21 protein-coding genes and 4 tRNA genes are annotated in these 20,884 nt (G+C 63.5%); 13 read left to right on the top strand and 12 right to left on the bottom strand.

Going from position 1 to position 20,884, the window contains the following annotated elements:
- Positions 1–162: 162 nt before the first annotated feature.
- From AAHE99_RS15250 to AAHE99_RS15230, 5 genes are all read left to right on the top strand, one after another.
- Positions 163–247: transfer RNA gene (locus AAHE99_RS15250), tRNA-Leu, on the top strand.
- Between the two features lie 170 nt (positions 248–417).
- Complete coding sequence (locus AAHE99_RS15245) at positions 418–1,488, top strand: NF038122 family metalloprotease (RefSeq protein WP_342118201.1); 1,071 nt, start codon at positions 418–420, stop codon at positions 1,486–1,488.
- Positions 1,489–1,554: 66 nt separating this feature from the next.
- Positions 1,555–1,639 (top strand) — tRNA-Leu (locus AAHE99_RS15240).
- A gap of 187 nt (positions 1,640–1,826) precedes the next feature.
- Positions 1,827–1,911 (top strand) — tRNA-Leu (locus AAHE99_RS15235).
- Positions 1,912–1,944: 33 nt separating this feature from the next.
- Positions 1,945–2,029 (top strand) — tRNA-Leu (locus AAHE99_RS15230).
- A 36-nt stretch (positions 2,030–2,065) separates the two neighbouring features.
- Here the strand turns inward: AAHE99_RS15230 and AAHE99_RS15225 are convergent.
- Positions 2,066–2,914: an SDR family oxidoreductase gene (locus AAHE99_RS15225; protein WP_342118200.1), complete on the bottom strand. Its 849-nt coding sequence runs from the start codon at positions 2,912–2,914 to the stop codon at positions 2,066–2,068.
- A gap of 82 nt (positions 2,915–2,996) precedes the next feature.
- On the opposite strand from AAHE99_RS15225, the gene AAHE99_RS15220 reads away from it, so the two are divergent.
- The 7 genes from AAHE99_RS15220 to AAHE99_RS15190 all read left to right on the top strand — a co-directional run bounded on the left by AAHE99_RS15220 (position 2,997) and on the right by AAHE99_RS15190 (position 10,594).
- Positions 2,997–3,386, top strand: coding sequence for a winged helix-turn-helix transcriptional regulator (locus tag AAHE99_RS15220; RefSeq protein ID WP_342118199.1), 390 nt, complete (start codon positions 2,997–2,999; stop codon positions 3,384–3,386).
- A 12-nt stretch (positions 3,387–3,398) separates the two neighbouring features.
- Complete coding sequence (locus AAHE99_RS15215; protein WP_342118198.1) at positions 3,399–5,534, top strand: ATP-binding protein; 2,136 nt, start codon at positions 3,399–3,401, stop codon at positions 5,532–5,534.
- Entirely contained in the window at positions 5,531–5,731 is a 201-nt protein-coding gene (locus AAHE99_RS15210) for a hypothetical protein (RefSeq protein ID WP_342118197.1), read from the top strand. Before AAHE99_RS15215 ends, AAHE99_RS15210 begins: the two co-directional genes overlap by 4 nt.
- Before the next feature lie 51 nt (positions 5,732–5,782).
- Positions 5,783–6,316 (top strand): phasin family protein, encoded by a 534-nt coding sequence (locus AAHE99_RS15205; protein WP_342118196.1) that lies wholly within the window; start codon positions 5,783–5,785, stop codon positions 6,314–6,316.
- A gap of 73 nt (positions 6,317–6,389) precedes the next feature.
- A complete protein-coding gene (locus tag AAHE99_RS15200; protein ID WP_342118195.1) occupies positions 6,390–8,030 on the top strand; it encodes a VRR-NUC domain-containing protein in 1,641 nt (546 codons plus the stop codon).
- Positions 8,027–10,294, top strand: a complete 2,268-nt coding sequence (locus tag AAHE99_RS15195; RefSeq protein WP_342118194.1) for an ATP-dependent DNA helicase — start codon at positions 8,027–8,029, stop codon at positions 10,292–10,294. The genes AAHE99_RS15200 and AAHE99_RS15195 overlap by 4 nt, the downstream gene beginning before the upstream one ends.
- A gap of 72 nt (positions 10,295–10,366) precedes the next feature.
- The gene (locus AAHE99_RS15190; RefSeq protein ID WP_342118193.1) at positions 10,367–10,594 is read left to right on the top strand and encodes a hypothetical protein; all 228 of its coding nucleotides are present in this window, start codon (positions 10,367–10,369) and stop codon (positions 10,592–10,594) included.
- 7 nt (positions 10,595–10,601) lie between these two features.
- Here the strand turns inward: AAHE99_RS15190 and AAHE99_RS15185 are convergent, their stop codons facing one another.
- From AAHE99_RS15185 to AAHE99_RS15160, 6 genes are all read right to left on the bottom strand, one after another.
- Positions 10,602–11,006 (bottom strand): hypothetical protein, encoded by a 405-nt coding sequence (locus tag AAHE99_RS15185; RefSeq protein ID WP_342118192.1) that lies wholly within the window; start codon positions 11,004–11,006, stop codon positions 10,602–10,604.
- A 46-nt stretch (positions 11,007–11,052) separates the two neighbouring features.
- Positions 11,053–11,781 carry a LytR/AlgR family response regulator transcription factor gene (locus tag AAHE99_RS15180; RefSeq protein WP_342118191.1) on the bottom strand — a complete coding sequence of 243 codons (729 nt, stop codon included), beginning with the start codon at positions 11,779–11,781 and terminating at the stop codon, positions 11,053–11,055.
- A gap of 3 nt (positions 11,782–11,784) precedes the next feature.
- Positions 11,785–12,846 carry a sensor histidine kinase gene (locus tag AAHE99_RS15175; protein WP_342118190.1) on the bottom strand — a complete coding sequence of 354 codons (1,062 nt, stop codon included), beginning with the start codon at positions 12,844–12,846 and terminating at the stop codon, positions 11,785–11,787.
- On the bottom strand, positions 12,846–13,604 hold the full coding sequence (locus AAHE99_RS15170) for a LiaF transmembrane domain-containing protein (protein ID WP_342118189.1): 759 nt from the start codon (positions 13,602–13,604) through the stop codon (positions 12,846–12,848). Before AAHE99_RS15170 ends, AAHE99_RS15175 begins: the two co-directional genes overlap by 1 nt.
- 2 nt (positions 13,605–13,606) lie before the next feature.
- A complete protein-coding gene (locus AAHE99_RS15165; RefSeq protein ID WP_342118188.1) occupies positions 13,607–13,960 on the bottom strand; it encodes a LiaF transmembrane domain-containing protein in 354 nt (117 codons plus the stop codon).
- Positions 13,961–14,124: 164 nt separating this feature from the next.
- Positions 14,125–14,280 carry a hypothetical protein gene (locus AAHE99_RS15160; protein ID WP_342118186.1) on the bottom strand — a complete coding sequence of 52 codons (156 nt, stop codon included), beginning with the start codon at positions 14,278–14,280 and terminating at the stop codon, positions 14,125–14,127.
- A gap of 489 nt (positions 14,281–14,769) precedes the next feature.
- Here AAHE99_RS15160 and AAHE99_RS15155 point away from each other — a divergent pair, with 489 nt between their 5' ends.
- Complete coding sequence (locus tag AAHE99_RS15155; protein ID WP_342118185.1) at positions 14,770–15,321, top strand: FxDxF family PEP-CTERM protein; 552 nt, start codon at positions 14,770–14,772, stop codon at positions 15,319–15,321.
- 49 nt (positions 15,322–15,370) lie between these two features.
- On the opposite strand, the gene AAHE99_RS15150 is transcribed toward AAHE99_RS15155, so the two are convergent.
- Genes AAHE99_RS15150 through AAHE99_RS15130 form a run of 5 tightly spaced genes read right to left on the bottom strand, consistent with a single transcriptional unit; the run spans position 15,371 to position 20,681 of the window.
- Positions 15,371–15,703, bottom strand: coding sequence for a hypothetical protein (locus tag AAHE99_RS15150; RefSeq protein WP_342118184.1), 333 nt, complete (start codon positions 15,701–15,703; stop codon positions 15,371–15,373).
- Between the two features lie 12 nt (positions 15,704–15,715).
- Positions 15,716–16,870, bottom strand: coding sequence for a formate dehydrogenase subunit gamma (locus tag AAHE99_RS15145; RefSeq protein WP_342118183.1), 1,155 nt, complete (start codon positions 16,868–16,870; stop codon positions 15,716–15,718).
- 10 nt (positions 16,871–16,880) lie between these two features.
- The gene (locus tag AAHE99_RS15140) at positions 16,881–17,108 is read right to left on the bottom strand and encodes a hypothetical protein (protein WP_342118182.1); all 228 of its coding nucleotides are present in this window, start codon (positions 17,106–17,108) and stop codon (positions 16,881–16,883) included.
- Complete coding sequence (fdh3B, locus tag AAHE99_RS15135) at positions 17,105–17,707, bottom strand: formate dehydrogenase FDH3 subunit beta (RefSeq protein ID WP_342118181.1); 603 nt, start codon at positions 17,705–17,707, stop codon at positions 17,105–17,107. The genes AAHE99_RS15140 and fdh3B overlap by 4 nt, the downstream gene beginning before the upstream one ends.
- 10 nt (positions 17,708–17,717) lie before the next feature.
- Positions 17,718–20,681, bottom strand: a complete 2,964-nt coding sequence (locus AAHE99_RS15130) for a formate dehydrogenase subunit alpha (RefSeq protein ID WP_342118180.1) — start codon at positions 20,679–20,681, stop codon at positions 17,718–17,720.
- Between the last annotated feature and the right edge of the window lie 203 nt (positions 20,682–20,884).

Raw genomic sequence — 20,884 nt, 5'->3', positions numbered from 1 at the left:
CGCCCACAAAAATCTTTCGCAGACCCTTTGACATCGGCAGAGTTTCCTCTATAATTCTGGCTCTCGCAGCGATGCGGGAATGGCGAGTTGATGTGCAGCGTGGAATGAAAGTTCATCTGGCGCAAAACTCACCAAAGCAGTATGATAGCAGATGTTGCTAATGCCCACGTGGCGGAATTGGTAGACGCGCATGGTTCAGGTCCATGTGCCGCGAGGTGTGGGGGTTCGAGTCCCTCCGTGGGCACCAAAAATTCCGCGAAAAAGCTTCCTTCGGGAAGCTTTTTTGTTTTTGCGGCGCGCCTAGCGTCGGATTCCTTGACGACGCGAGCCGCGCGCCCCGCGCCCTCCCCGCTGCCGCTCCAGCCGAGCACGTTTCTTGCGCCACTCTCCTCACCCATCCATTACCAGGAGATTGCCATGAAATCACTGCTTGCCGGCTTGTTGCTGGTTGCCAGTACGGCATCCGCCGGACCGGTCTTCAACTTCAATTTCGTCCCCGGCACCTCGGTGCAGGCCCAGCAAGGATTCCAGGCCGCCGCCGCCCGCTGGTCGAATTTACTCCACGACAATGTGACGATAAATTTGACGGTCGGCTTCAATCCGCTGGGCGGCGGCATTCTCGGCCAGGCCGCCACGGCGGAGGACTTCCACTACTACAGCTCGGTACGCAATGCCCTCGCCGCCGACGCCAGCTCCGCAGCGGACGCCACCGCCGTCGCCCACCTGCCCGGCGGCTCCAGCTTCGGCCTGCTGATCAACCGTACCGCCGACAACCCGAATGGCGCCGGCAGCCCGATCCCCTATGCCGACAACAACGGCGGCGCCAACAACCAGATCCTGTATATTTCCAACGCCGAAGCGAAAGCACTCGGCCTGCCGGTCACACCGCAAACCCTGCCCGGCTGCATTGGCGCCTGTGACGGCTTCATCCAGTTCAACAGCAATTTCAACTTCGATTTCGACCCCAGCAACGGCACCAGCCCCACCGCCTTCGACTTTGTGGGCGTCGCTGCACACGAAATCGGCCACGTACTGGGCTTCCTCAGCGGCGTTGACATCCTTGATGCCAATTCCCCACCCCACAACGGCCCCTTCGATGCCGATGAATTCACCTACGTCTCCACGCTCGACCTGTTCCGCTACTCCGCCGCCAGTGCCGCCCAGGGCGTGATCGACTGGACCGCCGACAACCGCGCCAAGTACTTCTCGCTCGACGGCACTAGCGTCGGCCCGCAATTCTCCACCGGCGTCAACTTTGGCGACGGCCGCCAGGCCAGCCACTGGAAAGACAACCTCTTCATCGGCCTGATGGACCCCACCGCCGGCATGGGCGAGACCCTCAACATCACCGACAATGACCTGCTGGCGATGGACGCCATCGGCTGGGACGTCGCCGCCATCCCCGAACCGTCGGGCGGGGCCATGCTCGGCGCCGGCCTGCTGCTGTTCGCGGTGCGCCAGCGTGGCCGTTCTAACAAACTTTCATAATTGTCTTGACGCCTGCCATGCTGGGCATTAATATGCGTGCCTCGTTGCAGAACAACGCAACAAAATGCCCACGTGGCGGAATTGGTAGACGCGCATGGTTCAGGTCCATGTGCCGCGAGGTGTGGGGGTTCGAGTCCCTCCGTGGGCACCAAAAATTCCGCAGAAAAGCCGCTGAAAAGCGGCTTTTTTGTTTTCCGCTGCCGCAACGGCGGCGCGCGGGCAAGTTCAGGTAAAGTTGCACGAAATTATTAATTTCCCCTTGACCGATCCGCTCTCGGCCATTAATATGCGTGCCTCTGTTGCACACAACACCGCAACAGAGAGTTGAAGAAGTTAGCGCCCACGTGGCGGAATTGGTAGACGCGCATGGTTCAGGTCCATGTGCCGCGAGGTGTGGGGGTTCGAGTCCCTCCGTGGGCACCAAACGCTACCTTCTGAGACAAATGCAGTACCAGTGCCCACGTGGCGGAATTGGTAGACGCGCATGGTTCAGGTCCATGTGCCGCGAGGTGTGGGGGTTCGAGTCCCTCCGTGGGCACCAAGAATTCCGCAAAAAGCTCCCCTTCGGGAGCTTTTTTCATTTCTGCGCCGCTTCCACCGCCTGCGACAGGTTGCGGGTCGGGCGGCCGATCAGTTTCTCCAGCGCTTTCCCGTCATCGAACAAGCCGCCGCGCGCGGTACCGGCATCCGCATCGGCCAGCAGTTGCGGCCATGGTGCGGGCACGCCCACGCTGCCCAGCACATTTGCATACTCGGCTTGCGGGATGTCGCGGTAAATCGCCGGGCGGCCTGACTGGCGCGCAGTCTCCGCCGCCAGCTCGGCCAGCGTGAAGGAAGTGCTGCCGGCCAGTTCGTACACGGGCAGCGGAGCGTCCGACGTCAGCACCGCCACCGCGGCGGCGGCATAGTCGGCGCGGGCGGCGGCGGAGATACGTCCTTCGCCTGCACAGCCGGCTACTTCGCCGCGCTGGGCCGCACCGGCAATGCGGGTGTTGAAGTTTTCGAAATACCAGCCATTGCGCAGCAGCGAGTATGGCAGGCCGCTGTCGCGGATGGCCGCCTCGGTGGCGACATGCTCGTCGGCCAACGCGAGCGGCGAGCGGTCGGCGTGCAGGATGCTGGTGTAGGCCAGCAGGCGCACACCGGCACGGCGCGCGGCGGCGATCACGTTCAGGTGCTGCGGCAAACGCTGGCCAACAGCGTTGGACGACACCAACAGCACCTTTTCCGCCCCCGCCAGCGCGGCATCCAGGCTGGCCGGATCGTCATAATCCGCCTGGCGCACTTGCACGCCGCGCGCCGCCAGGTGTGCGGCCTTGGCCGGATCCCGCACGGCTGCCACAATTTGTTGTGCCGGCACCTTGTCGAGCAAACCCTGCACCACCATTTGACCCAATGCGCCCGAAGCGCCAGTTACGACGATCATCTTTTTCTCCTTAAGTTAAAACGATGTAGGCCTATAATAGGATCAACGCTAACTTTTCGTAAGTACGCACTTTTTGGTAAGTATGGAAAAAACTTCTAAATCCCTGCGGGCCGCCGTGGCCCGCGGCGCGGCGCGGCCAGGCAATGTCCTGGCGCCGGATTGCCCGTCCCGGGCGGTGCTGAGCCACGTGACCAGCCGCTGGGGTGTGCTGGTCCTGGTCGTGCTACTGGGCGGAATGCACCGCTTCAGCCAATTGCGCAAGGAGGTCGGTGGCGTCAGCGAGAAAATGCTGGCGCAAACCCTGGTGGCGCTGGAGGCCGACGGCTTCGTCTTGCGCACCGCTCTGCCGGTCATCCCGCCCCATGTGGAATACAGCCTGACGCCGCTGGGCCGCGAAGTCGCCGAGCGGCTGGAAGTGCTGGTGGATTGGATCGAGGACAACCTGCCGCGTATCATCGCGCCGCAGGTGTAATACACTGGCGGCGTGGAGAAGAACAACACCATCCTTGTCGCGACTGGCGCCAGCCTTGACGTAGCGGGTCTGGAGCTGGCGCTCGCGCAGCACCAGTACCGTGTTGAATCGGTCACCAATGGCGCACACGCGCTGCAGGTCGCCGCAGCAGGTGGCGTCGCGCTGGTGCTGCTGGACGTTACCCAAGCCGGCAGCGCGGAGCTGGAGCTCACCGGGCAACTGGCGCATGCCGAGCCCGGGCGCCGCATCCCCGTGGTGCTGATGTCGTCCCGTCCCTCCCAGGAAGAACAGCAACGCGCCGGCCGCGCCGGTGCCGATGGCTATTTCAGCCTGCCGCTCGCCACCACCAGTGTGGTCGACAATGTGCTGCTGGCGGTGCAGGGGCGCCGCATCGGCGGCTATGAGCTGGAAGTGAACTACCACATGATGGCCGCCGCCTCGCCGGATGCGGTGGTGTTGCTCGATATGGATTCCGGCCGTCCGGTCGACTTGAACCACCGCGCGGAACAGCTGCTTGGCCGCAGCGCGCTGGAGCTGCTGGCGATGCCGCTGGCAGACATCTGCGATCCGGCCGAGCTGGCGGCGATGATGGAGCGCGTGCATGCGGGCGAGCTAGCGGTGCACCGGATCAGTTTCCGCCACAGCAGCGGGCGCGTGGTGGAATGCGAGGTGCGCGGCGTGCGCATCAACCGTCCGGATCGCCGCCTGTTCCACATCCGCCTGGTGGACGTTACCGGCACCCAGCGCGCGCAAGCCCTGCGCATCGGCCAGGAACAGCTGCTGGAAATGATGGCGCGCGGTGCACCGCTGCAGGAGACCTTGCTGGCCCTGGTGCAGCTGGTGGAGTCGCAATCGGAAGGCGTGCTGTGCTCCGTCATTCTGCTCGACGAAGACGGCATGCATATGCACTGCGCCTGCTGTCCCAGCCTGCCGCCCGCCTACTCGGCGCTGCTGGAAGGGATGGCCATCGGCCCCGGCGTCGGCTCCTGCGGCACCGCCATGCACCGGCGCGAGGCCGTGCTGGTGTCGGATATCCAGCGCGACCCGCTGTGGGCGCCCTACCTTGAGCTGATCAAGGATTTCGACCTGCGCGCCTGCTGGTCCATGCCGATCATGCAGGACGAGCACACCGTGCTGGGTTCCTTCGCCATGTACTACCGCACCGTGCGCCGTCCGGACGCCGAGGAGCAGCGCCTGATCGGCGTCGCCAGCCACCTGGCCAGCATCGCCATCGAACGCGCCCGGCGCGAGGCGGAGCTGCTGCGCCACCGCACCCACCTGGAAGACCTGGTCGACGCCCGCACCGCCGAACTGTCGCGCGCCATGCAGCAGGCGGAATTGAGCAACGAGGAATTGCAGGCGGCGCTGGAAAACCTCAGCATGACGCAGGAAGAGCTGGTGCGCCGCGATAAGCTGGCCGCCCTCGGCGCGCTGGTGGCCGGCGTGGCGCATGAACTGAATACGCCGATCGGCAATAGCCTGGTAACCGCCAGCACGCTGGCCGACCATACCGCCGTGCTGGCGCGGCAGCTGGAAGCGGGCATCCGCCGCTCCGAACTGGAAACCTATGTCGGCCAGGCACGCGAAGCCGGCGATATCCTGCAGCGCAACCTGCAGCGCGCCGCCAGCCTGGTGGCCAGCTTCAAGCAGATCGCCGTCGACACCACCGACGCCCAGCGCCGCAGCTTCGACCTCGAGCCGCTGCTGTTTGAGCTGCTGACGCCCCTGTGGGCCAGCTTGCCGCAACCGCGTCCGCGCCTGGTGATGGACATTGCGCCCGGCCTGGCGATGGACAGCTATCCCGGCCCGCTCAGCCAGGCGCTCGGCCACCTGGTCGACAACTGCATGACCCACGCTTTCGGCACGCAGCCGGGCGCCGAACCGACGGTCACCATTAGCGCGCACGCCGAGGGCAGCGAAGTGCTGCTGGCGGTGGCCGACAATGGCGCCGGGATCGCGCCCGACCATATCCGCCGCATCTTCGACCCTTTCTTCACCACCCGTCTGGGCGCCGGCCAATCGGGCCTGGGGCTCTACATCACGCATAATATTGTGACCGGGGTACTGGCGGGCCATATCGACGTCGCCAGCACGCCGGGCTTCGGCAGCACGTTCACCCTTCATTTGCCCATGACAGCCCCACGATGAAACGCCGCCTGTTCTTCCTCCTCTTGGCCGCCACGGCAGCCGGCGCCGCCCTGGCACGCCCTGCCTACTGGTACCTGTACCAGAGCCGTATCGACGGCCAGCGCAGCTGCTCGCAAACCCCGCTGGGCCCCGGCTGGACGCAAATCGCCGGCCCGTTTAAAGATGCCCATTGCGAAAAGTTGGTGCGTACTAAATAATGAAGCCAGAGCAAGAAGCAGCGCCATCCCAACGACAACGAAGGAGACCGTATGTTTCAAAATCCCGAGCAGTTCGCCAACGCCACCAAGACGCTGTTTGAATTCCAGCTGGAGACCTTCAATACCCTGACCAGCCGCGCCATGCAGGGCGTGGAGCAGGCGGTGGCCCTGAACATCGCCACCGCCAAAAAGGCCCTGGACGACCAGATCGACGCCGGCCGCAAAGCCAGCGCCGCCGCCACCCCGCAGGAAGCCATGGACGTGATCAACGCCCGCCTGCAGCCCGGCATGGCCGCCACCAACGCCTATAACCAGCAGCTGGGCGCCCTGCTGTCGGAAATGTCCAACGATTTCCATAAGGCCGCCGACGCCCACCTGGCCGAAGCCAAATCCAACCTGAGCGCCCTGATTTACGACGTGACCAAGAACGTGCGCCCCGGTTCGGACAATGCGGTAGAAATTGTCAAAACTGCCATCGACAACGCCTTCAAAGGCTACGAACAGGTGACCCAGGCCACGCGCGATGCGGTCAAAGCCTTCGAAACCCAGGTCGAAAAAGCCAGCGCCGCCAGCAAGAAGGGCTGAAACAGGGGCTGACAGCGGAGCTGCCGGCGCGCTATACTGTATATAAATACAGTTTTCGCGCCGCTGCTCCTGCATGAACCAAGTCCTTGAAAATCCGTTCTACTACCTGGATAACTTCCATCAGGTCCTGCATTGGATTGGCGAGCGCTATAGCGACCTGCTGACCGGCGAGGAAGCCGAATTCCTCGCCCGCTTCCCCACCCTGCCCCAGCCTTCCCGCGCCCTGTTCGTCCGCATGGTGATGCGCAAGGGCGAATTGTTCCGCGCCTCCAAGCTCAGTTATCCCGAGATCGGCTGCACCATCAGCGCCGCTGCGCCCCTGGTCGAGCAAGGCTGGGTCGTGCAGGACCCGGAACTGACGCTGGACGAGCTGTTCGACCTGCTGCAAAAGCCGGAAATCACGCGCGTCTTCGCCCTGAGCGGCGCCGAACGCAGCGCGCGCAAGGCCGACCAGCTGGAAGCCCTGCGCGAGCGCCACGAAGGCAGCCACCGCTTTACCGCCTGGTATGCCAATGCCGGCGACCAGGTTTATCACATCCTGACCAAGCCGCTGTGCGACCGCCTGCGCCTGATCTTCTTCGGTAACTTCCACCAGGACTGGTCCGAATTCGTGCTGTCCAACCTGGGCATCTACCGTTTCGAAAAGGTCGAGTTTTCGCCCGCCGCGCGCGGTTTCCGTTCGCGCCGCGACATCGACGACTACCTGGCCCTGCACGCCTGCCGCGAACGTTTCGCCGAAGGCGAAGACCCGCTGCTGCTGGCGCGCGAGCTGCCGCCGCTGGCCGACGATAACGAGTGGCTGCACAGCCGCCGCCAGAAAATGCTGTTCCAGTTCGGCCAGCAGCTGGAAAAGCTGGGCAACTGGGCCGGCGCCTTCGGGCTGTACGAACAATGCGCCTACCCCGGCGCCCGTGCGCGCGCCATCCGCGTGCTGGAGAAAGACGAGCGCCTCGGCCTGGCCTATGAATGGCTGCAACGCGCGCAAGCCGCGCCAGAAAGCGAGGCCGAACGCCAGCAACTGCTGCGCATGGCGCCGCGCCTGCGCCGCAAACTGGGCCATATGCGCGAGCCGGCCCACACGCCGACACCGGTCGAGCGCATCGACCTGCTGCTGCCCATGCCTGCCGCGGAATGGTGGGTCGAGGGCGTGGTGCGCGACCACTTGTGGCAGGACGAGGCGCCCTGCTTCTACGTCGAGAACGCGCTGGCCAATTCGCTGTTTGGCCTGCTGTGCTGGGAAGCGGTGTTTGCCGCCATCCCGGGCGCCTTCTTCCACCCCTTCCACCACGGCCCGGCCGACCTGCACAGCGCCGACTTCCAGCGCCGCCGTGCCGCGCTGTTCGAGGCCTGCATGGCGCGCCTGGACGATGGCAGCTACCGCGACACCATCCGCGCCAACTTCGCCGCCAAGGCCGGCCTGCAATCGCCCTTCGTGTATTGGGACGCCATCGACGGTGAGCTACTGGAACTGGCGCTGGCCTGCATTCCGGCCGCCCACCTGCGCCGCTGGTTTGAGCGCATCCTGCTGGACATCAAATCCAACCGCAGCGGCTTCCCCGACCTGATCCAGTTCTGGCCCGCCGAAGGCCGCTACCGCATGGTGGAGGTCAAGGGTCCGGGCGACCGCCTGCAGGACAACCAGTTGCGCTGGATCGATTACTGCGCCGAGCATGGCATGCCGGTCTCCGTCTGTTACCTGGCGTGGCAGGAATGAGCTATACGATCGCCGTCCGCGCACTGTGCGAGTTCACCGCCAAGCAAGGCGACCTCGACCTGCGCTTCACGCCCACGCCCACCGCGCAGGAAGGCATTGAGGGCCACGCCATCGTCACCGGCCGCCGTGGCGATGACTACGAGCGCGAAGTCAGCCTGTCCGGCGACTTCGGCCCGCTGCATGTGCGCGGCCGGGCCGACGGCTACGACCCGCGCCAGAACCAGCTGGAAGAAATCAAGACCTACCGTGGCGACCTGGCGCGCCAGCCTGCCAACCACCGCATCCTGCACTGGGCCCAGCTCAAGGTCTATGGCCACCTCCTGTGCGAGTCGCGCGGACTGACGGCGCTGCGCCTGGCGCTGGTCTATTTCGACATCGGCACGCAAAAGGAAACCATGCTGACCGAGGAGGCCGACGCCGCCATGCTGCGCGCCTTCTTCGAAGAGCAATGCGGACGCTTTGTCGCCTGGGCCGAACAGGAACTGGCGCACCGCACCGCGCGCGACGAACAATTGCGCGCCCTGCGCTTCCCACATGCCGACTTCCGTCCCGGCCAGCGCCAGCTGGCGGAAGCCATGTTCAAAGCCAGCGCACGCGGCTGCTCGCTGCTGGCGCAGGCGCCGACCGGCATCGGCAAAAGCATCGGCAGCATTTTCCCGATGCTGAAAGCCAGCGCCGAACATGGGCTGGACAAGATATTCTTCCTCGCCGCCAAAACCAGCGGCCGCAGCATGGCGCTCGGCGCGGTGGAAACCATCAAGCGCAGCGCCCCACTGCTGCCGCTGCGCGCGCTGGAGCTGGCGGCCAAGACTACCGCCTGCGAGAACCCGGACAAGGCCTGCCACGGCGAATCCTGCCCGCTGGCGCAAGGCCTCTACGACCGCCTGCCCGCGGCCCGCGCCGCCGCGCTGCAACAGACCATGCTGGACCGCGCCTCGGTGCGCGAGGTGGCACTGGCGCACCAGGTCTGCCCCTACTACCTGCAATCGGAACTGGTACGCTGGGCCGATGTGGTGGTGGGCGACTACAACTACTACTTCGACATCAGCGCCATGCTGTATTCGCTGACGCAGCTGAATGGCTGGAAGGTCGGCGTGCTGGCGGACGAGGCGCACAATATGGTGTCGCGCGCCCGCAAGATGTACTCCGCCGAAATGGACCACGTGCGCCTGCGCGTGCTGCGCAAGACCGCGCCTGAGGCCTTGCGCAAGCCTTTGGACCGCGTGCACCGCCAATGGAGCGCGCTGGAGAAAGAGCAGGAAGGCGACTACGCCAGCCACGCCGAGCTGCCCGAGAAATTCATGGCTGCGCTGCAGAATGCCTGCACCGAGATCGGCGACTACATGGCCGAGCATCCGGCCTGGTTCGATGCGGACGTGCTGGACTTCTACTTCAATGCCCTGCTGTTCGGCCGCCTGGCCGAGAGCTTCGGCGAGCATTCCCTGTTCGATATCGAAAAGACCAGCGGCGCGCGCGTCAACTCCGTACTCTGCATCCGCAACATCCTGCCCGCGCCGTTCCTGAAGCAGCGCTTCGAAGCCGCGCATGCGGTGGCCCTGTTCTCCGCCACGCTGAGTCCCTGGAATTATTACGCCGACACGCTCGGCATGCCGCCCGATACCGCCTGGGTCGATGTCGCCTCGCCCTTCGACGCGCAGCAGCTGCAGGTCCACATCGCCCGAAATATCTCGACGCGCTACCAGCACCGCGAGCGTTCGCTGGCGCCGATCGCCGCGCTGATGGGCGAACAGTACCAGCAACAGCCCGGCAACTACCTGGCCTTCTTCAGCAGCTTCGATTACATGGAAAAGGTGGCGGACCTGTTCGCCGCGCAGCAACCCGGCGTGCCGTTATGGCGCCAGGAACGCCGCATGGACGAAAGCGCACGCGACGCCTTCCTTGCCCGCTTCCGCGAAGGCGGCCAGGGCATCGGCTTCGCCGTGCTGGGCGGCTCCTTCGGCGAAGGCATCGACCTGCCCGGCGACCGCCTGATCGGCGCCTTCATCGCCACGCTAGGCCTGCCGCAGATCAACCCTGTCAACGAGCAAATCAAGGCCCGCATGGAGACCGCCTTCGGCGCCGGCTACGACTACACTTATCTGTACCCCGGCCTGCAGAAGGTGGTGCAGGCCGCCGGCCGCGTGATCCGCACCACCAGCGACCGCGGCACCGTCCACCTCATCGACGACCGCTTCTCCCGCCCCGAAATCCAGGCCCTCCTCCCCGCCTGGTGGCAAGTCGACGCCCGGAACTTTTCTACCTAAACCCTGTCCAAGCTCAATACCGCCCGTGGCGCGTCTCCACACAGTATAGCTTCGGCACTGCGCGGAGGACTTATGGATCACGGTGAGCGAATTGCAAAGTTGGAGGCTGAGGTGGATTTCCTACGAGAACAATGGCGGCAGATTTTGGCCGAACAGGTGCGATTGCGTGACCACATGGACCGCGGTTTCGCCGAATTGCGCCAGGAGATGTCAAGGAATACGCGCTGGTTAATTGGCCTGGGCGTGACCTATGGTGCGGCGATCGTTGGCTTGATGGCCAGGATGGCGGGGATATTCTAAAAGCACTTCACCGGCGGCGCTGGTTGGGACCGCAGAGCAGCGCGTGGTTTTCCTTGCGCTGGCGGACGATTTCACGGGTTTCTTCTTCGCTGGCCACGGTGCTACCGGCAGCGCCGCGGTTGAAGGCCAGGCGTTTGGCCTTTTCGGAATATGCAATCTGCTGCGCGTCGCGCGTGCAGACTTCGTCGTCGGTCATCGGTTTGTCCGACTTGTGCATGCTGGGGTTGTAGGGCGTGCGCGCTGCCCGTGCCGCTTCGGCAGCAGCCTCGCGCCGTTCATCCTGTTCGCGCTTGACCAGGCGTACCCGCGATTCGCGTTCACGCTCGCGCCAGTCGTCGCCGCCCGCTGACGCAGCGGGGGCGTGCGCTGGCACGGCTGCCAGCATCAACATGAGGAAGGTGGAGCGTTTCATCTCGACAGCATAACGGACAGGCCCCCCCTCCATTCCTCTCACATTCTCACAGCCCCTTTACTTTCTGATAGCCACTGCGGCTGACGGGGATCTTGCGGCCGTCTTTCAGCACCGCGCAATGGCTATCCTTGGTGGCTTGTTCGATGCGCTCGATGCGTTCGATATTCACGATCCACGAGCGGTGCAGGCGCACGAAGCGGGTCGGGTCGAGCTGCTCTTCCAGTTCGGACAAGCGCTGGTTCTTCAGGTAAGGCTTGCCCTCGGCCTGGATCTCGACGTAATCATCCTGCGCTTCGATCGAGTCGATGCGCTCGGCCGCAATCACGTGCACGCGTGAGCCGTCGCGGATCAGGATGCGTTCCAGCGGGCCATTGCGTACCGCCGCTTCGGCCGCCATTTGGGTCACTGCCGGCCGCGCCGCGCCGCCTACACGCTGGCGCACGTGCGCTACCGCCTGGTCCAGCCGCTCCTGTGGGAAAGGCTTGAGCAGGTAATCGATCGCGTGGACCTCGAACGCCTTCAGCGCATACTGGTCGTATGCCGTGGCGAACACATAATGCGGCTTGCTGCCGGCCAGTTCCACCACCTCAAAGCCGTCGAGCTTGGGCATCTGGATGTCGAGGAACACCACGTCGGGCTCCATTTCGGCAATCGCCTTCACGGCTTCGAAACCGTTGGCGCATTCGGCCACGACTTCCACATCGGGGTGGGCGCGCAAGTATTCGCGCATGACGCCGCGGGCCAATTCCTCATCATCGACAATGATGACGCGCATGGTTCAGGACTCCTTCGTCTCTACGGGCAGCGTCAGGGCCACCCGGTATTTATTGTTTTCATGTGTGCAGTGCACGCTGGCCTGGTGGCCGTATGCCGCCGCCAGCCGCTCCCGCACATTGACCAGGCCAATGCCATTGCCCTTGCGGGGCGGCGTGTCCGGGTCTGTATCGTTTTCCACGCTGATCTTGAGCAGCGACGCTTCGCGCTGCGCATCGATCCGCACCATGCCGCCTTCGGGCAGGCCGCCGATGCCGTGCTTGACGGCGTTCTCCACCAGCGGCTGCAAGATCATGGGCGGCAGCAGGCATTTCAGCGCCGCCTCGTCCACCTCCTGCTCCACCCCGAGCCGCGCGCCGAACCGCACTTTCTCCACCGCGAGGAAATTGCCGATCAGGCGCACTTCCTCTTCCAGCGTAATCTTGCCCTGCGCTTCGATGCCCAGGCTTTGGCGGAAGAAGTCCGACAAGCGCTGCGTCATATCGCGCGCCCGTTTGGCGTCGATCGAAGTCAGTGCGCTGATCGAGTTCAGGCTGTTGAACAGGAAGTGCGGGTCGATCTGGGTACGCAGCATGCGCAGCTCCGCGTTGCGTGCCGCCAGTTTCGATTCCAGCTCGCGCTGCTCCGCCTGGCGGGCCCGGACAAACTCGGCGTACAGGTAATTCAAGGCCGCCAGCAGGCCGTACATCATGGCGCCGAGGCAGAACAACAGGGCCATCAGCTGAGGGCGCGCTGCGAAGCCCGGCGTTCCGAACGCTTCGGCGGCGCCATTCCACATGCCCATCATGAAGACCCAGAAGAAACCCGCAAACATCGCAGCCGTCAGCGTCGACACCATGATCACCGCCGGGCTGCGTTCGCGCAGCGGGTTGGCCTTGCACATGTAGTAGGCGGAAAAACCGCCGGCCACCGAAAACAGCAAGGTCGCGGGAATGGCGAACAACATCGCCGGAAGCATAGGCACATCGCCCAGGGCGGACACCGCACCGCCCAGGACGATCCCCAGCAGCAGCCACACCGTCAGGTACAGCAGGACGCCGCTGCGGCTGGTCAAAACGCGCTGCATCAGTTACGGATTTCCACGCCGCCCATGATGGCGGTGCCGCGTACCACCAGGCGCTTGCTGGCGTCCTTCGGCTGCATGGTCTTCTCGTCGAAGCCGCCCAGGATAGGCGTGCCTTCCAGTTCCACCGTCCAGTCGGTCGGCACCTTGATCGAGATGCCCCCCATCAGCGCAAACACGTTCACCACGGCGGTGCCGTTCAGCGATGCGGTGCGCATGTCCAGGTCCACGCCGCCCATGACGGTGGTGATATCGCCGCCGCGGAAGTCCTGGGTGGTCACCTTGCGCTGGAAGCCGCCGAGGACAGCAGTCAGGTCCAGAATGCGTTCGCTGCTTTCACCTTCCGATACACAGAACATGGCGGAGCGGTCTGGATTGTCGACATCGGCCATCGCATCGACAGTCGACGAGGAAGCACTACGGCGGCGGGCGCGCAGCACCATCATCAAGCCCGCTGCGATGATCCCGATCGGGAAGATCACCTTCCAGCTGATATAGATCAGGCCCATGCCCTTGAGCAGCGACAGCAGGCCAAAGCCCAGCATGACGATACCGGCGATGGCGGAACCGCTGCCACGGCGCGGCGCTTGCGCCAGGGTGGAGGCGCCCATCACCATGATCACGAAGGGCCAGAAATGCACGTGCATCTCAAGGTCGATCCAGCCCAGGTTATCGATCAGGAACAGGAAGCCGGCCAGGATCACGGCGCCGCCGATGAACATCTGGGTGGCGGTATTACGTTCGCGGTTACTACGTCGCATTATTATTTCTCCTCTTTCTTGGCGGTGATTTTAAACACAACTGGCTGCATCAGCATGCTGATGCCGGCGATGATGACCAGGATCGGCCAGCTGTTGTGGAAGTTCAGGCCCCACAGGCGTTCAAACGAGACGTAGAACCAGCCTGCAAAGGCGATTTGGCACAAGCCATCCAGCACATGTTTCGGGGCGGTTGGCGGGATCAGTTTGGCGGCGCCGAAAATCATGACCAGGAATGGCCAGTAGCGCCATAGCTGCCCGATCGGCGGCATATCGAGATCGCTCAGGAACAGCACGCCCACTACCATGAAGATCACGCCCCACAGCAGTTGGCGGCGGCTACGCATCGATTGTTCCATTTTCTTGCTCCCCGTTGATTGGATGGGTGAACTTTATCGGGGCGCGGGCGTCGGCGAAACGGCTTTTCGGTGAATGGCGGTGGCGGCTCGGTGAATGGCGAAAATTTCGACGAACGACGAAAAAAAACCCGCTGCAAGCAGCGGGCAAGTGGTGGTACGGAGGCCTAGCGGCCGCTTTCCATCTTCGGTTCGAACAGCATCAAGCCCCAACCCAACTGGCGGCGAATCTCCTCTGGCGAAGGGGGGGGCTTGACTTCCTGCGATCGGCGCTCGAGATACTCTCGCACCACATACTTGGATGGGTGATTCGACTGGGTCATGATAGGCCTCCGTATTCTGTATTGGTGCCGGTGCTCTGGCGACCGGCTGGCCTGATGGACGGCCCATGCTTCAAGTCTTCTTCGCATGCAGGGCGCGTCGATCACAGTTCCATCTTATGGCTGCGTGGGATTTCCAAACGGTGCGTTTGCGTACAAATCCCCCGTCAGTTCGGCTCTTGCCAATGTCGGAATCGGACTACGAAATGTGTCTTCCGCCCCCGGCGGACTCGAGCACTCAAAAAAAATCTGCTTGAAGTTTTTCGCGATTTGGACAGTGCCCCGCAGACCCGACAGCCCTCTGTTCGCTTGAAAACATACACACTTCACTAATGAAGTATTCGCGAAAAGCAGTGGGATATATTGGTCAACGTTAGCAAGCAGGAAAGGTTATGTTTTCAGCAGGCCACTGACGATGTAACCGGGCAATCTCTTGCGCGCTGACAAAGCACCGCTTCACCTTCACAACAACACTACTCAAGGGGTATTAACATGAAGAAAGCGTTTTTTAGCAAGGTAGCCGGCACACTGATGCTGTCCGCTGGGCTGTTCGCCAGCTCGGGCGCGATGGCGCAGACGACCTTGACCTTCGATGCTGCAGGTAATGCCATTTTCGGGGCACTGCACGCAACGCCTGGCGACTATATCGATACTTATCTGTTCTCGGTCGACACCAATGCCAGCTATGCCAGCGGCACCGTCGTCGTGGGCAAGACCTGGATCGACGCAGCCCGCCTGGCAAATTACGGCATTACCGGCATCCAGTTCTTCAAAGTCGAAGCCGACGACAGCCATTCCAACCTGGGCACGGTGTTCAGCACCTCCGAAGGGATTGAGTTCTACCCAATGGATTCCCTATTGTCTGGTAATTATGGCTTCACGGTCACTGGCGGCACTGCCATTGCAGGTATGGGCGGTTCCTATGCTGGTAACCTGAACCTGGCCGCTCCGATTCCGGAACCGGCTACCTATGCGATGCTGCTGGTAGGCGTTGGCCTGCTCGGCCTGGCTTCCCGTCGCAAATCCAACGACAAGCTGGGTTAAGCTGCGCCCTCCTCTGATGCAAACCCGCTTCGGCGGGTTTTTCCATGCTTTAGTTTTTCTTCTTGCCGGCCTCTGGAACCGGCTTTGAGTCCGCCACACCTACCTCCTTGGTGGCGGCCACCTGGGCGACATAAGGCCCAGGGTCGCTGCATGGCGGCAGCATTGCCGATGGCTTGCCGCCGCCTCCTTTGACTTTGAAATAGTAGGCCGCCACACGATCCTGCGCGAGACACAGTTTGTAGGCCGAGACTTTATCGGTCCAGGCCTGCTTGTCTTTAGCGGCAGCTGCGGCGGCTTTCTGTTCTTCCGTCGGTGCCGGCAGCTTGGCGTGCGCGGCACTGGCTGCTGCCAGCAGCATCAGTGCGATGTGGCGTGTCTTCATTTGGCGTGCTCCTTATACCGTCTTTGGCGCGGGCGGCGGCACTGTCTGGCCGTCGTGCTCCGGCGCGCGGATGCGTGGGATCTTGCCTTCTTCCACTTGCTGGTACCAGATATTGTGGTGTTCGCGCGCCCAGGCGTCGTCCACATAGCCTTCGCGCATGGCGTCGTATGCGCCTTGCATGCCGATGGTGCCGAGGTAGATGTGGCCTAAGGCAAAGGCCATCATCAGCACCGTGGCGCTAATGTGCAGCAGGTTGGCGCCCTGCATCATGAAGCGTGTGTATTCCAGGTTGGGCACCAGCTTGTCGAGCACGAAGCCGGAGGCGCTGGCGGCCAGTCCAAGGAAGGTGACGCCGCCCCAGAACCACAGCTTTTCGCCGGCATTGAAACGGCCTGCCGGCGGGTGGTGGCGGCCAAGGCGCGCCAGCCATTTGATGTCGGCTGCAATGGGGAAGTTGTCTTTCACGTAGACGATGAAGGTAACCACGATCGATACCGTGAACAGGGGGCCGACGAAGTTGTGGATGGTTTTCAGGACGTAGGTCAGGTAGCCGAACAGGGTGTGGCCGAGGATGGGCATCAGCACGAATTTGCCGAACATCATACATAGGCCGGAGATGGCCAGCAGCACGAAGGTGATGGCGGTAGTCCAGTGCACGAAGCGCTCCAGCGGCGTAAAGCGCTGGATCTTGCGGCCGGTGGGCGGCGAGTGCACTTTGATCGGTCCGCTGATGAAGTAGAACGCTGCCAGGATAGCGGCCACGCCAAGGATCAGCCAGCCGCCGATGCTCATCATCGGGCCGTTGCGGAAGCGGCGCCATGCTTCGCCGGCCGTGGTGGGCGTGGCCTGGCCCGGCAACTGGGCCTTGGGCTGGATCAGGACGCCGGATTCGGGATAAGGCAGGCTGCTGTAATGCGCCTCGCCCGCCACCACCTTACGCCATACCGGCGCCGCATTGCCTGGCTGGTCGCGTGTGCGCTCGGCCTGGTTTTGGTTCAGGATGTCGACCGATTCGACGCGCGGCGCAGCGGTGCCCGGCCCCACCGCCGCGGGGCCCGTCGATGCTGCCTTTGCGGCGCCCTGTTCGCGCGGCGGCGGTGGCGCGTCGGCGGCGAGCGCCGCGCTGGCGGCAAGCGCCACGGCCAGCATTGCCAACCATCTTTTCATGGCAAGCCTCCTAACGGTTGGTCCGTGGATACTCGTTCTGCAACTGCCCGCGCTCGCGCACCTGGCGGTCCCAGGCCGCCTTGTCGCCCGGCGCCCACCCCTTGGCCACCTGCGCGTTGCGCGCGCCCATATAGGCCGGCTCATCGCCGCGATTAACCGCACTGCCCTGCTTCGACTGCGACACTTCGCCGCAGCCGGCCAGCGCCAGCAGCGCCAACGCCACCAGAATCGTCTTCATGATTTAGCCTCCGGCTTGCCGTAAGCAGTTCCCCAGCCCCAAACTTCACTGCCCTTGCCGCGCGTAACAACACGGGTACGGAAGATATCCGCCACCACATCGCCATCGCCGCCCAGCAGCGCCTTGGTCGAACACATTTCCGCGCAGGCCGGCAGCTTGCCCTCGGCCAGCCGGTTGCGGCCATACTTCTCGAACTCCGCCTGCGAGCCATTCTCCTCCGGCCCGCCTGCGCAGAAGGTGCACTTGTCCATCTTGCCGCGCAAGCCAAAAGTCCCATTGGACGGGAACTGCGGCGCGCCGAACGGGCAGGCATAAGAGCAGTAGCCGCAGCCGATGCAGGCGTCCTTGTTATGCAGGACCACGCCCTCCTCGGTGCGGTAGAAGCAATCGACCGGGCACACCGCCATGCATGGCGCATCCGAACAATGCATGCACGCCACCGAGACCGACTTCTCCTGCCCGATCACGCCGTCATTGATGGTCACCACCCGCCGCCGGTTCACGCCCCACGGCACCTCATGCTCGTTCTTGCACGCCGTCGCACAGGCATTGCACTCAATGCAGCGCTCCGTGTCGCATATGAATTTCATCCGTGCCATGGCAATCTCCTCAGCCCGCGAAGCGTTCGATATTGCAGATGGTGGTCTTGGTCTCCTGCATCATGGTGACCGAGTCGTAGCCGTAGGTGGTGGCGGTGTTGACCGCCTCGCCGCGCACCAGAGGCGCCGCACCCTCCGGGTAAAACTCCAGCATGTCCTTGCCCTGCCACCAGCCGGAGAAGTGGAATGGAATGAAGGCCGTATCCGGTCCGACGCGCTGCGTCACCAGCGCCCGCACCTTGATGCGCGCGCCGGTCGGCGTCGACACCACGACATAGTCGCCATTGCGGATGCCGCGCTCGGAAGCCGCCGCCGGATTGATCTCGACAAAGTTCTCTTGCTGCAGCTCCGCCAGCCAGGGGTTGGAACGCGTTTCCTCGCCGCCGCCCTCGTACTCCACCAGCCGGCCGGAGGTCAGGATGATCGGGAATTTCTTCGCCAGCCCATCGTCGAGCGCCTTCTGCTGCACCGTCTTGTACAGCGTGGGCATGCGCCAGAAGGCCTTCTTGTCGTCGTGCGTCGGGTACTTGGCCACCAGGTCGGGCCGCGTACCAAACAAGGGCTCGCGGTGCAGCGGCACCGGGTCGGGGAAGTTCCACACCACCGCGCGCGCCTTGGCGTTGCCGAACGGATGCACGCCATGCACCTTCATGCAGACGCGCTGGATGCCGCCGGACAGGTCGGTCTTCCAGTTCTTGCCCTCCGCAGCGGCCTTTTCGGCATCGGTCAGCTCATCCCACCAGCCCAGCTTCTTCAGCAGCATATGGTCGAATTCCGGATAGCCGGTCGTGATGTCGGCGCCCAGCGAATGCGAGCCGTCTTCCGCCAGCAGGTTGACGCCTTCGCGCTCGACGCCGAAATTCGCGCGGAAGTTGCCGCCGCCATCCATCACATGGCGCGTGTTGTCGTACAGGTTGGCGGAGCCCGGGTGCTTGAGCTGGGGCGTGCCGTAGCATGGCCATGGCAGGCCGAAATAGTCGCCCGTCAGGTCGTAGCCCGTTACGGCGTCCTTGCCGCCCTTGCAGCGCAAGGTCTTCACGTCGAACATATGCATATTGCGCATATGGGCCTTCAGGCGCTCCGGCGACTGGCCGGTGTAGCCGATGGTCCAGCTGCCACGGTTAATCTCGCGCAGCATGTCTTCCGGTTCGGGCTCCATCATATTGCCCTTGCCCGGCACCAGCTTGATCTTCGCCACCAGCTGCTTGGCGAAGCCCAGCTTCTCTGCCAGCTGGTACATGATCATGTGGTCGGTGCGCGATTCGAACAGCGGTTCGATCACCTTTTCGCGCCACTGCAACGAGCGGTTGGACGCGGTCACCGAGCCGGAAGTCTCGAACTGGGTCGCCGCCGGCAGCAGGTAGACGGCGCGGTTCGGATTGACCTCCTGGCCCTCCACTTTCATGGCCGCCATGGCCGCCGTGGCGGATGGGTAGGGATCGATCACCACCAGCATATCCAGCTTGTCCATCGCCTTCTTCATTTCCAGGCCGCGCGTTTGCGAGTTCGGCGCATGGCCCCAGAAGAAGACCGCCTTGACGTTGCTGTCCTGGTCGATCAGCTCATTCTTCTCCAGCACCGCATCGACCCAGCGCGATACCGTGGTGCCGGATTTTTCCATCATCGCCTGCGAGGCGAACTGGCTCTTGACCCACTCGTAATCCACGCCCCACACCGCGCACCAGTGCTTCCAGGCGCCGGTTGCCAGGCCGTAGTAGGCCGGCAGCGAATCCGGATTGGGGCCGACGTCGGTCGCGCCCTGCACATTGTCGTGGCCACGGAAGATATTGGTGCCGCCGCCGCTCTTGCCTACGTTGCCGAGCGCCAGCTGCAGGATGCACGAGGCGCGCACGATCGCATTGCCGATGGTGTGCTGGGTCTGGCCCATGCACCAGACGATGGTCGAAGGACGGTTCTTGGCCATGGTTTCCGCCGCCTGCAGCACCTGGGCTTCCGGCACGCCGCAGGCTTCCTCCACCTTGTCCGGCGTCCATTTGTCGACTTCCTCTCGGATCTTGTCCATGCCGTACACGCGCGCGGCGATGTACTCCTTGTCTTCCCAGCCGTTCTTGAAGATATGCCACAGCATCCCGTAAAGGAACGGGATGTCGGAACCGGAACGGATGCGGATGTACTGGTCCGACTTGGCGGCCGTACGCGTGTAGCGCGGGTCGACCACGATCATCTTGCAGCCGTTCTCCTTCGAATGCAGCATGTGCAGCATCGATACCGGGTGCGCCTCCGCCGCGTTGGAACCGATATACATGGCCGCCTTGGCGTTCTGCATATCGTTGTAGCTGTTGGTCATAGCGCCGTAGCCCCAGGTATTCGCCACGCCCGCCACGGTGGTCGAATGGCAGATGCGCGCCTGGTGGTCGCAGTTATTGGTACCGAAGAAGGAGACGAATTTGCGCAGCAGCGCCGCCTGCTCGTTATTGTGCTTGGACGACCCGACGATGAAGACTGAATCAGGGCCGCTGGTCTTTTTCAGGTCCAGCATTTTGGCCGAAATCTCCTGCAAGGCCACGTCCCAGCTGATGCGCTGGTATTTGCCGTTCACCAGCTTCATCGGATATTTCAGCCGGTATTCGCCGTGCCCATGTTCGCGCAGCGCCGCGCCTTTGGCGCAATGCGCGCCCAGGTTGATGGGCGAATCGAACACCGGTTCCTGGCGGATCCAGATGCCATTCTCCACCACGGCATCCACCGCGCAGCCCACCGAGCAGTGTGTGCAGACGGTGCGCCGCACCACCTGCTTGCCTTCGCCCGCAGCAGCTGCGGGATCTTTGGCCTGCGCCTTGCGCATCAGCGGCGTTTGCGTCAGCGCCAGGCCGAGCCCTGCGCCGATACCGGAGCGTTTGAGGAATGTGCGGCGGTCCATGGTCGGCATGGCGCGCGCCAGACTGCCTTCGAGGCTAGCTGCCAAACGTCCAGCGCCACGCGGACCAGCCGGTCCCTTACGTGTCAGGAGCATGATGTGCCCTCCACTCAAATCTTGGTGGTGCGGTAGTACTTCTGGATATGTTCAGTAAGGCGGTAGCCGGGGCCGGGAGGCGGCTCCGGTTCAGGAGGCGGGGCTGTTTCTGGGGGGCTGCTGGCGATCTTTGCCGCCACACCGGCTGCGGCCAGTGTGCCAAGGCCAGTGATAAAGGACCTTCTTCCAGTTTTGGATTGCGT

Source organism: Pseudoduganella sp. OTU4001 (assembly GCF_038440195.1).
In the GTDB taxonomy this organism is placed as follows: Bacteria; Pseudomonadota; Gammaproteobacteria; order Burkholderiales; family Burkholderiaceae_D; genus Rugamonas.
Note: the sequence above shows the minus strand (reverse complement) of the source record. Positions and strands in the feature narration are given on the sequence as shown.

Excerpts from the sequence above, each read along its gene's own strand:
- AAHE99_RS15245 (WP_342118201.1), top strand. The coding sequence starts at position 418 with ATGAAATCACTGCTTGCCGGCTTGTTGCTGGTTGCCAGTACGGCATCC.
- AAHE99_RS15225 (WP_342118200.1), bottom strand. The coding sequence starts at position 2,914 with ATGATCGTCGTAACTGGCGCTTCGGGCGCATTGGGTCAAATGGTGGTG.
- AAHE99_RS15220 (WP_342118199.1), top strand. The coding sequence starts at position 2,997 with ATGGAAAAAACTTCTAAATCCCTGCGGGCCGCCGTGGCCCGCGGCGCG.
- AAHE99_RS15210 (WP_342118197.1), top strand. The coding sequence starts at position 5,531 with ATGAAACGCCGCCTGTTCTTCCTCCTCTTGGCCGCCACGGCAGCCGGC.
- AAHE99_RS15205 (WP_342118196.1), top strand. The coding sequence starts at position 5,783 with ATGTTTCAAAATCCCGAGCAGTTCGCCAACGCCACCAAGACGCTGTTT.
- AAHE99_RS15200 (WP_342118195.1), top strand. The coding sequence starts at position 6,390 with ATGAACCAAGTCCTTGAAAATCCGTTCTACTACCTGGATAACTTCCAT.
- AAHE99_RS15195 (WP_342118194.1), top strand. The coding sequence starts at position 8,027 with ATGAGCTATACGATCGCCGTCCGCGCACTGTGCGAGTTCACCGCCAAG.
- AAHE99_RS15190 (WP_342118193.1), top strand. The coding sequence starts at position 10,367 with ATGGATCACGGTGAGCGAATTGCAAAGTTGGAGGCTGAGGTGGATTTC.
- AAHE99_RS15185 (WP_342118192.1), bottom strand. The coding sequence starts at position 11,006 with ATGAAACGCTCCACCTTCCTCATGTTGATGCTGGCAGCCGTGCCAGCG.
- AAHE99_RS15180 (WP_342118191.1), bottom strand. The coding sequence starts at position 11,781 with ATGCGCGTCATCATTGTCGATGATGAGGAATTGGCCCGCGGCGTCATG.
- AAHE99_RS15175 (WP_342118190.1), bottom strand. The coding sequence starts at position 12,846 with ATGCAGCGCGTTTTGACCAGCCGCAGCGGCGTCCTGCTGTACCTGACG.
- AAHE99_RS15170 (WP_342118189.1), bottom strand. The coding sequence starts at position 13,604 with ATGCGACGTAGTAACCGCGAACGTAATACCGCCACCCAGATGTTCATC.
- AAHE99_RS15165 (WP_342118188.1), bottom strand. The coding sequence starts at position 13,960 with ATGGAACAATCGATGCGTAGCCGCCGCCAACTGCTGTGGGGCGTGATC.
- AAHE99_RS15160 (WP_342118186.1), bottom strand. The coding sequence starts at position 14,280 with ATGACCCAGTCGAATCACCCATCCAAGTATGTGGTGCGAGAGTATCTC.
- AAHE99_RS15155 (WP_342118185.1), top strand. The coding sequence starts at position 14,770 with ATGAAGAAAGCGTTTTTTAGCAAGGTAGCCGGCACACTGATGCTGTCC.
- AAHE99_RS15150 (WP_342118184.1), bottom strand. The coding sequence starts at position 15,703 with ATGAAGACACGCCACATCGCACTGATGCTGCTGGCAGCAGCCAGTGCC.
- AAHE99_RS15145 (WP_342118183.1), bottom strand. The coding sequence starts at position 16,870 with ATGAAAAGATGGTTGGCAATGCTGGCCGTGGCGCTTGCCGCCAGCGCG.
- AAHE99_RS15140 (WP_342118182.1), bottom strand. The coding sequence starts at position 17,108 with ATGAAGACGATTCTGGTGGCGTTGGCGCTGCTGGCGCTGGCCGGCTGC.
- fdh3B (WP_342118181.1), bottom strand. The coding sequence starts at position 17,707 with ATGGCACGGATGAAATTCATATGCGACACGGAGCGCTGCATTGAGTGC.
- AAHE99_RS15130 (WP_342118180.1), bottom strand. The coding sequence starts at position 20,681 with ATGCTCCTGACACGTAAGGGACCGGCTGGTCCGCGTGGCGCTGGACGT.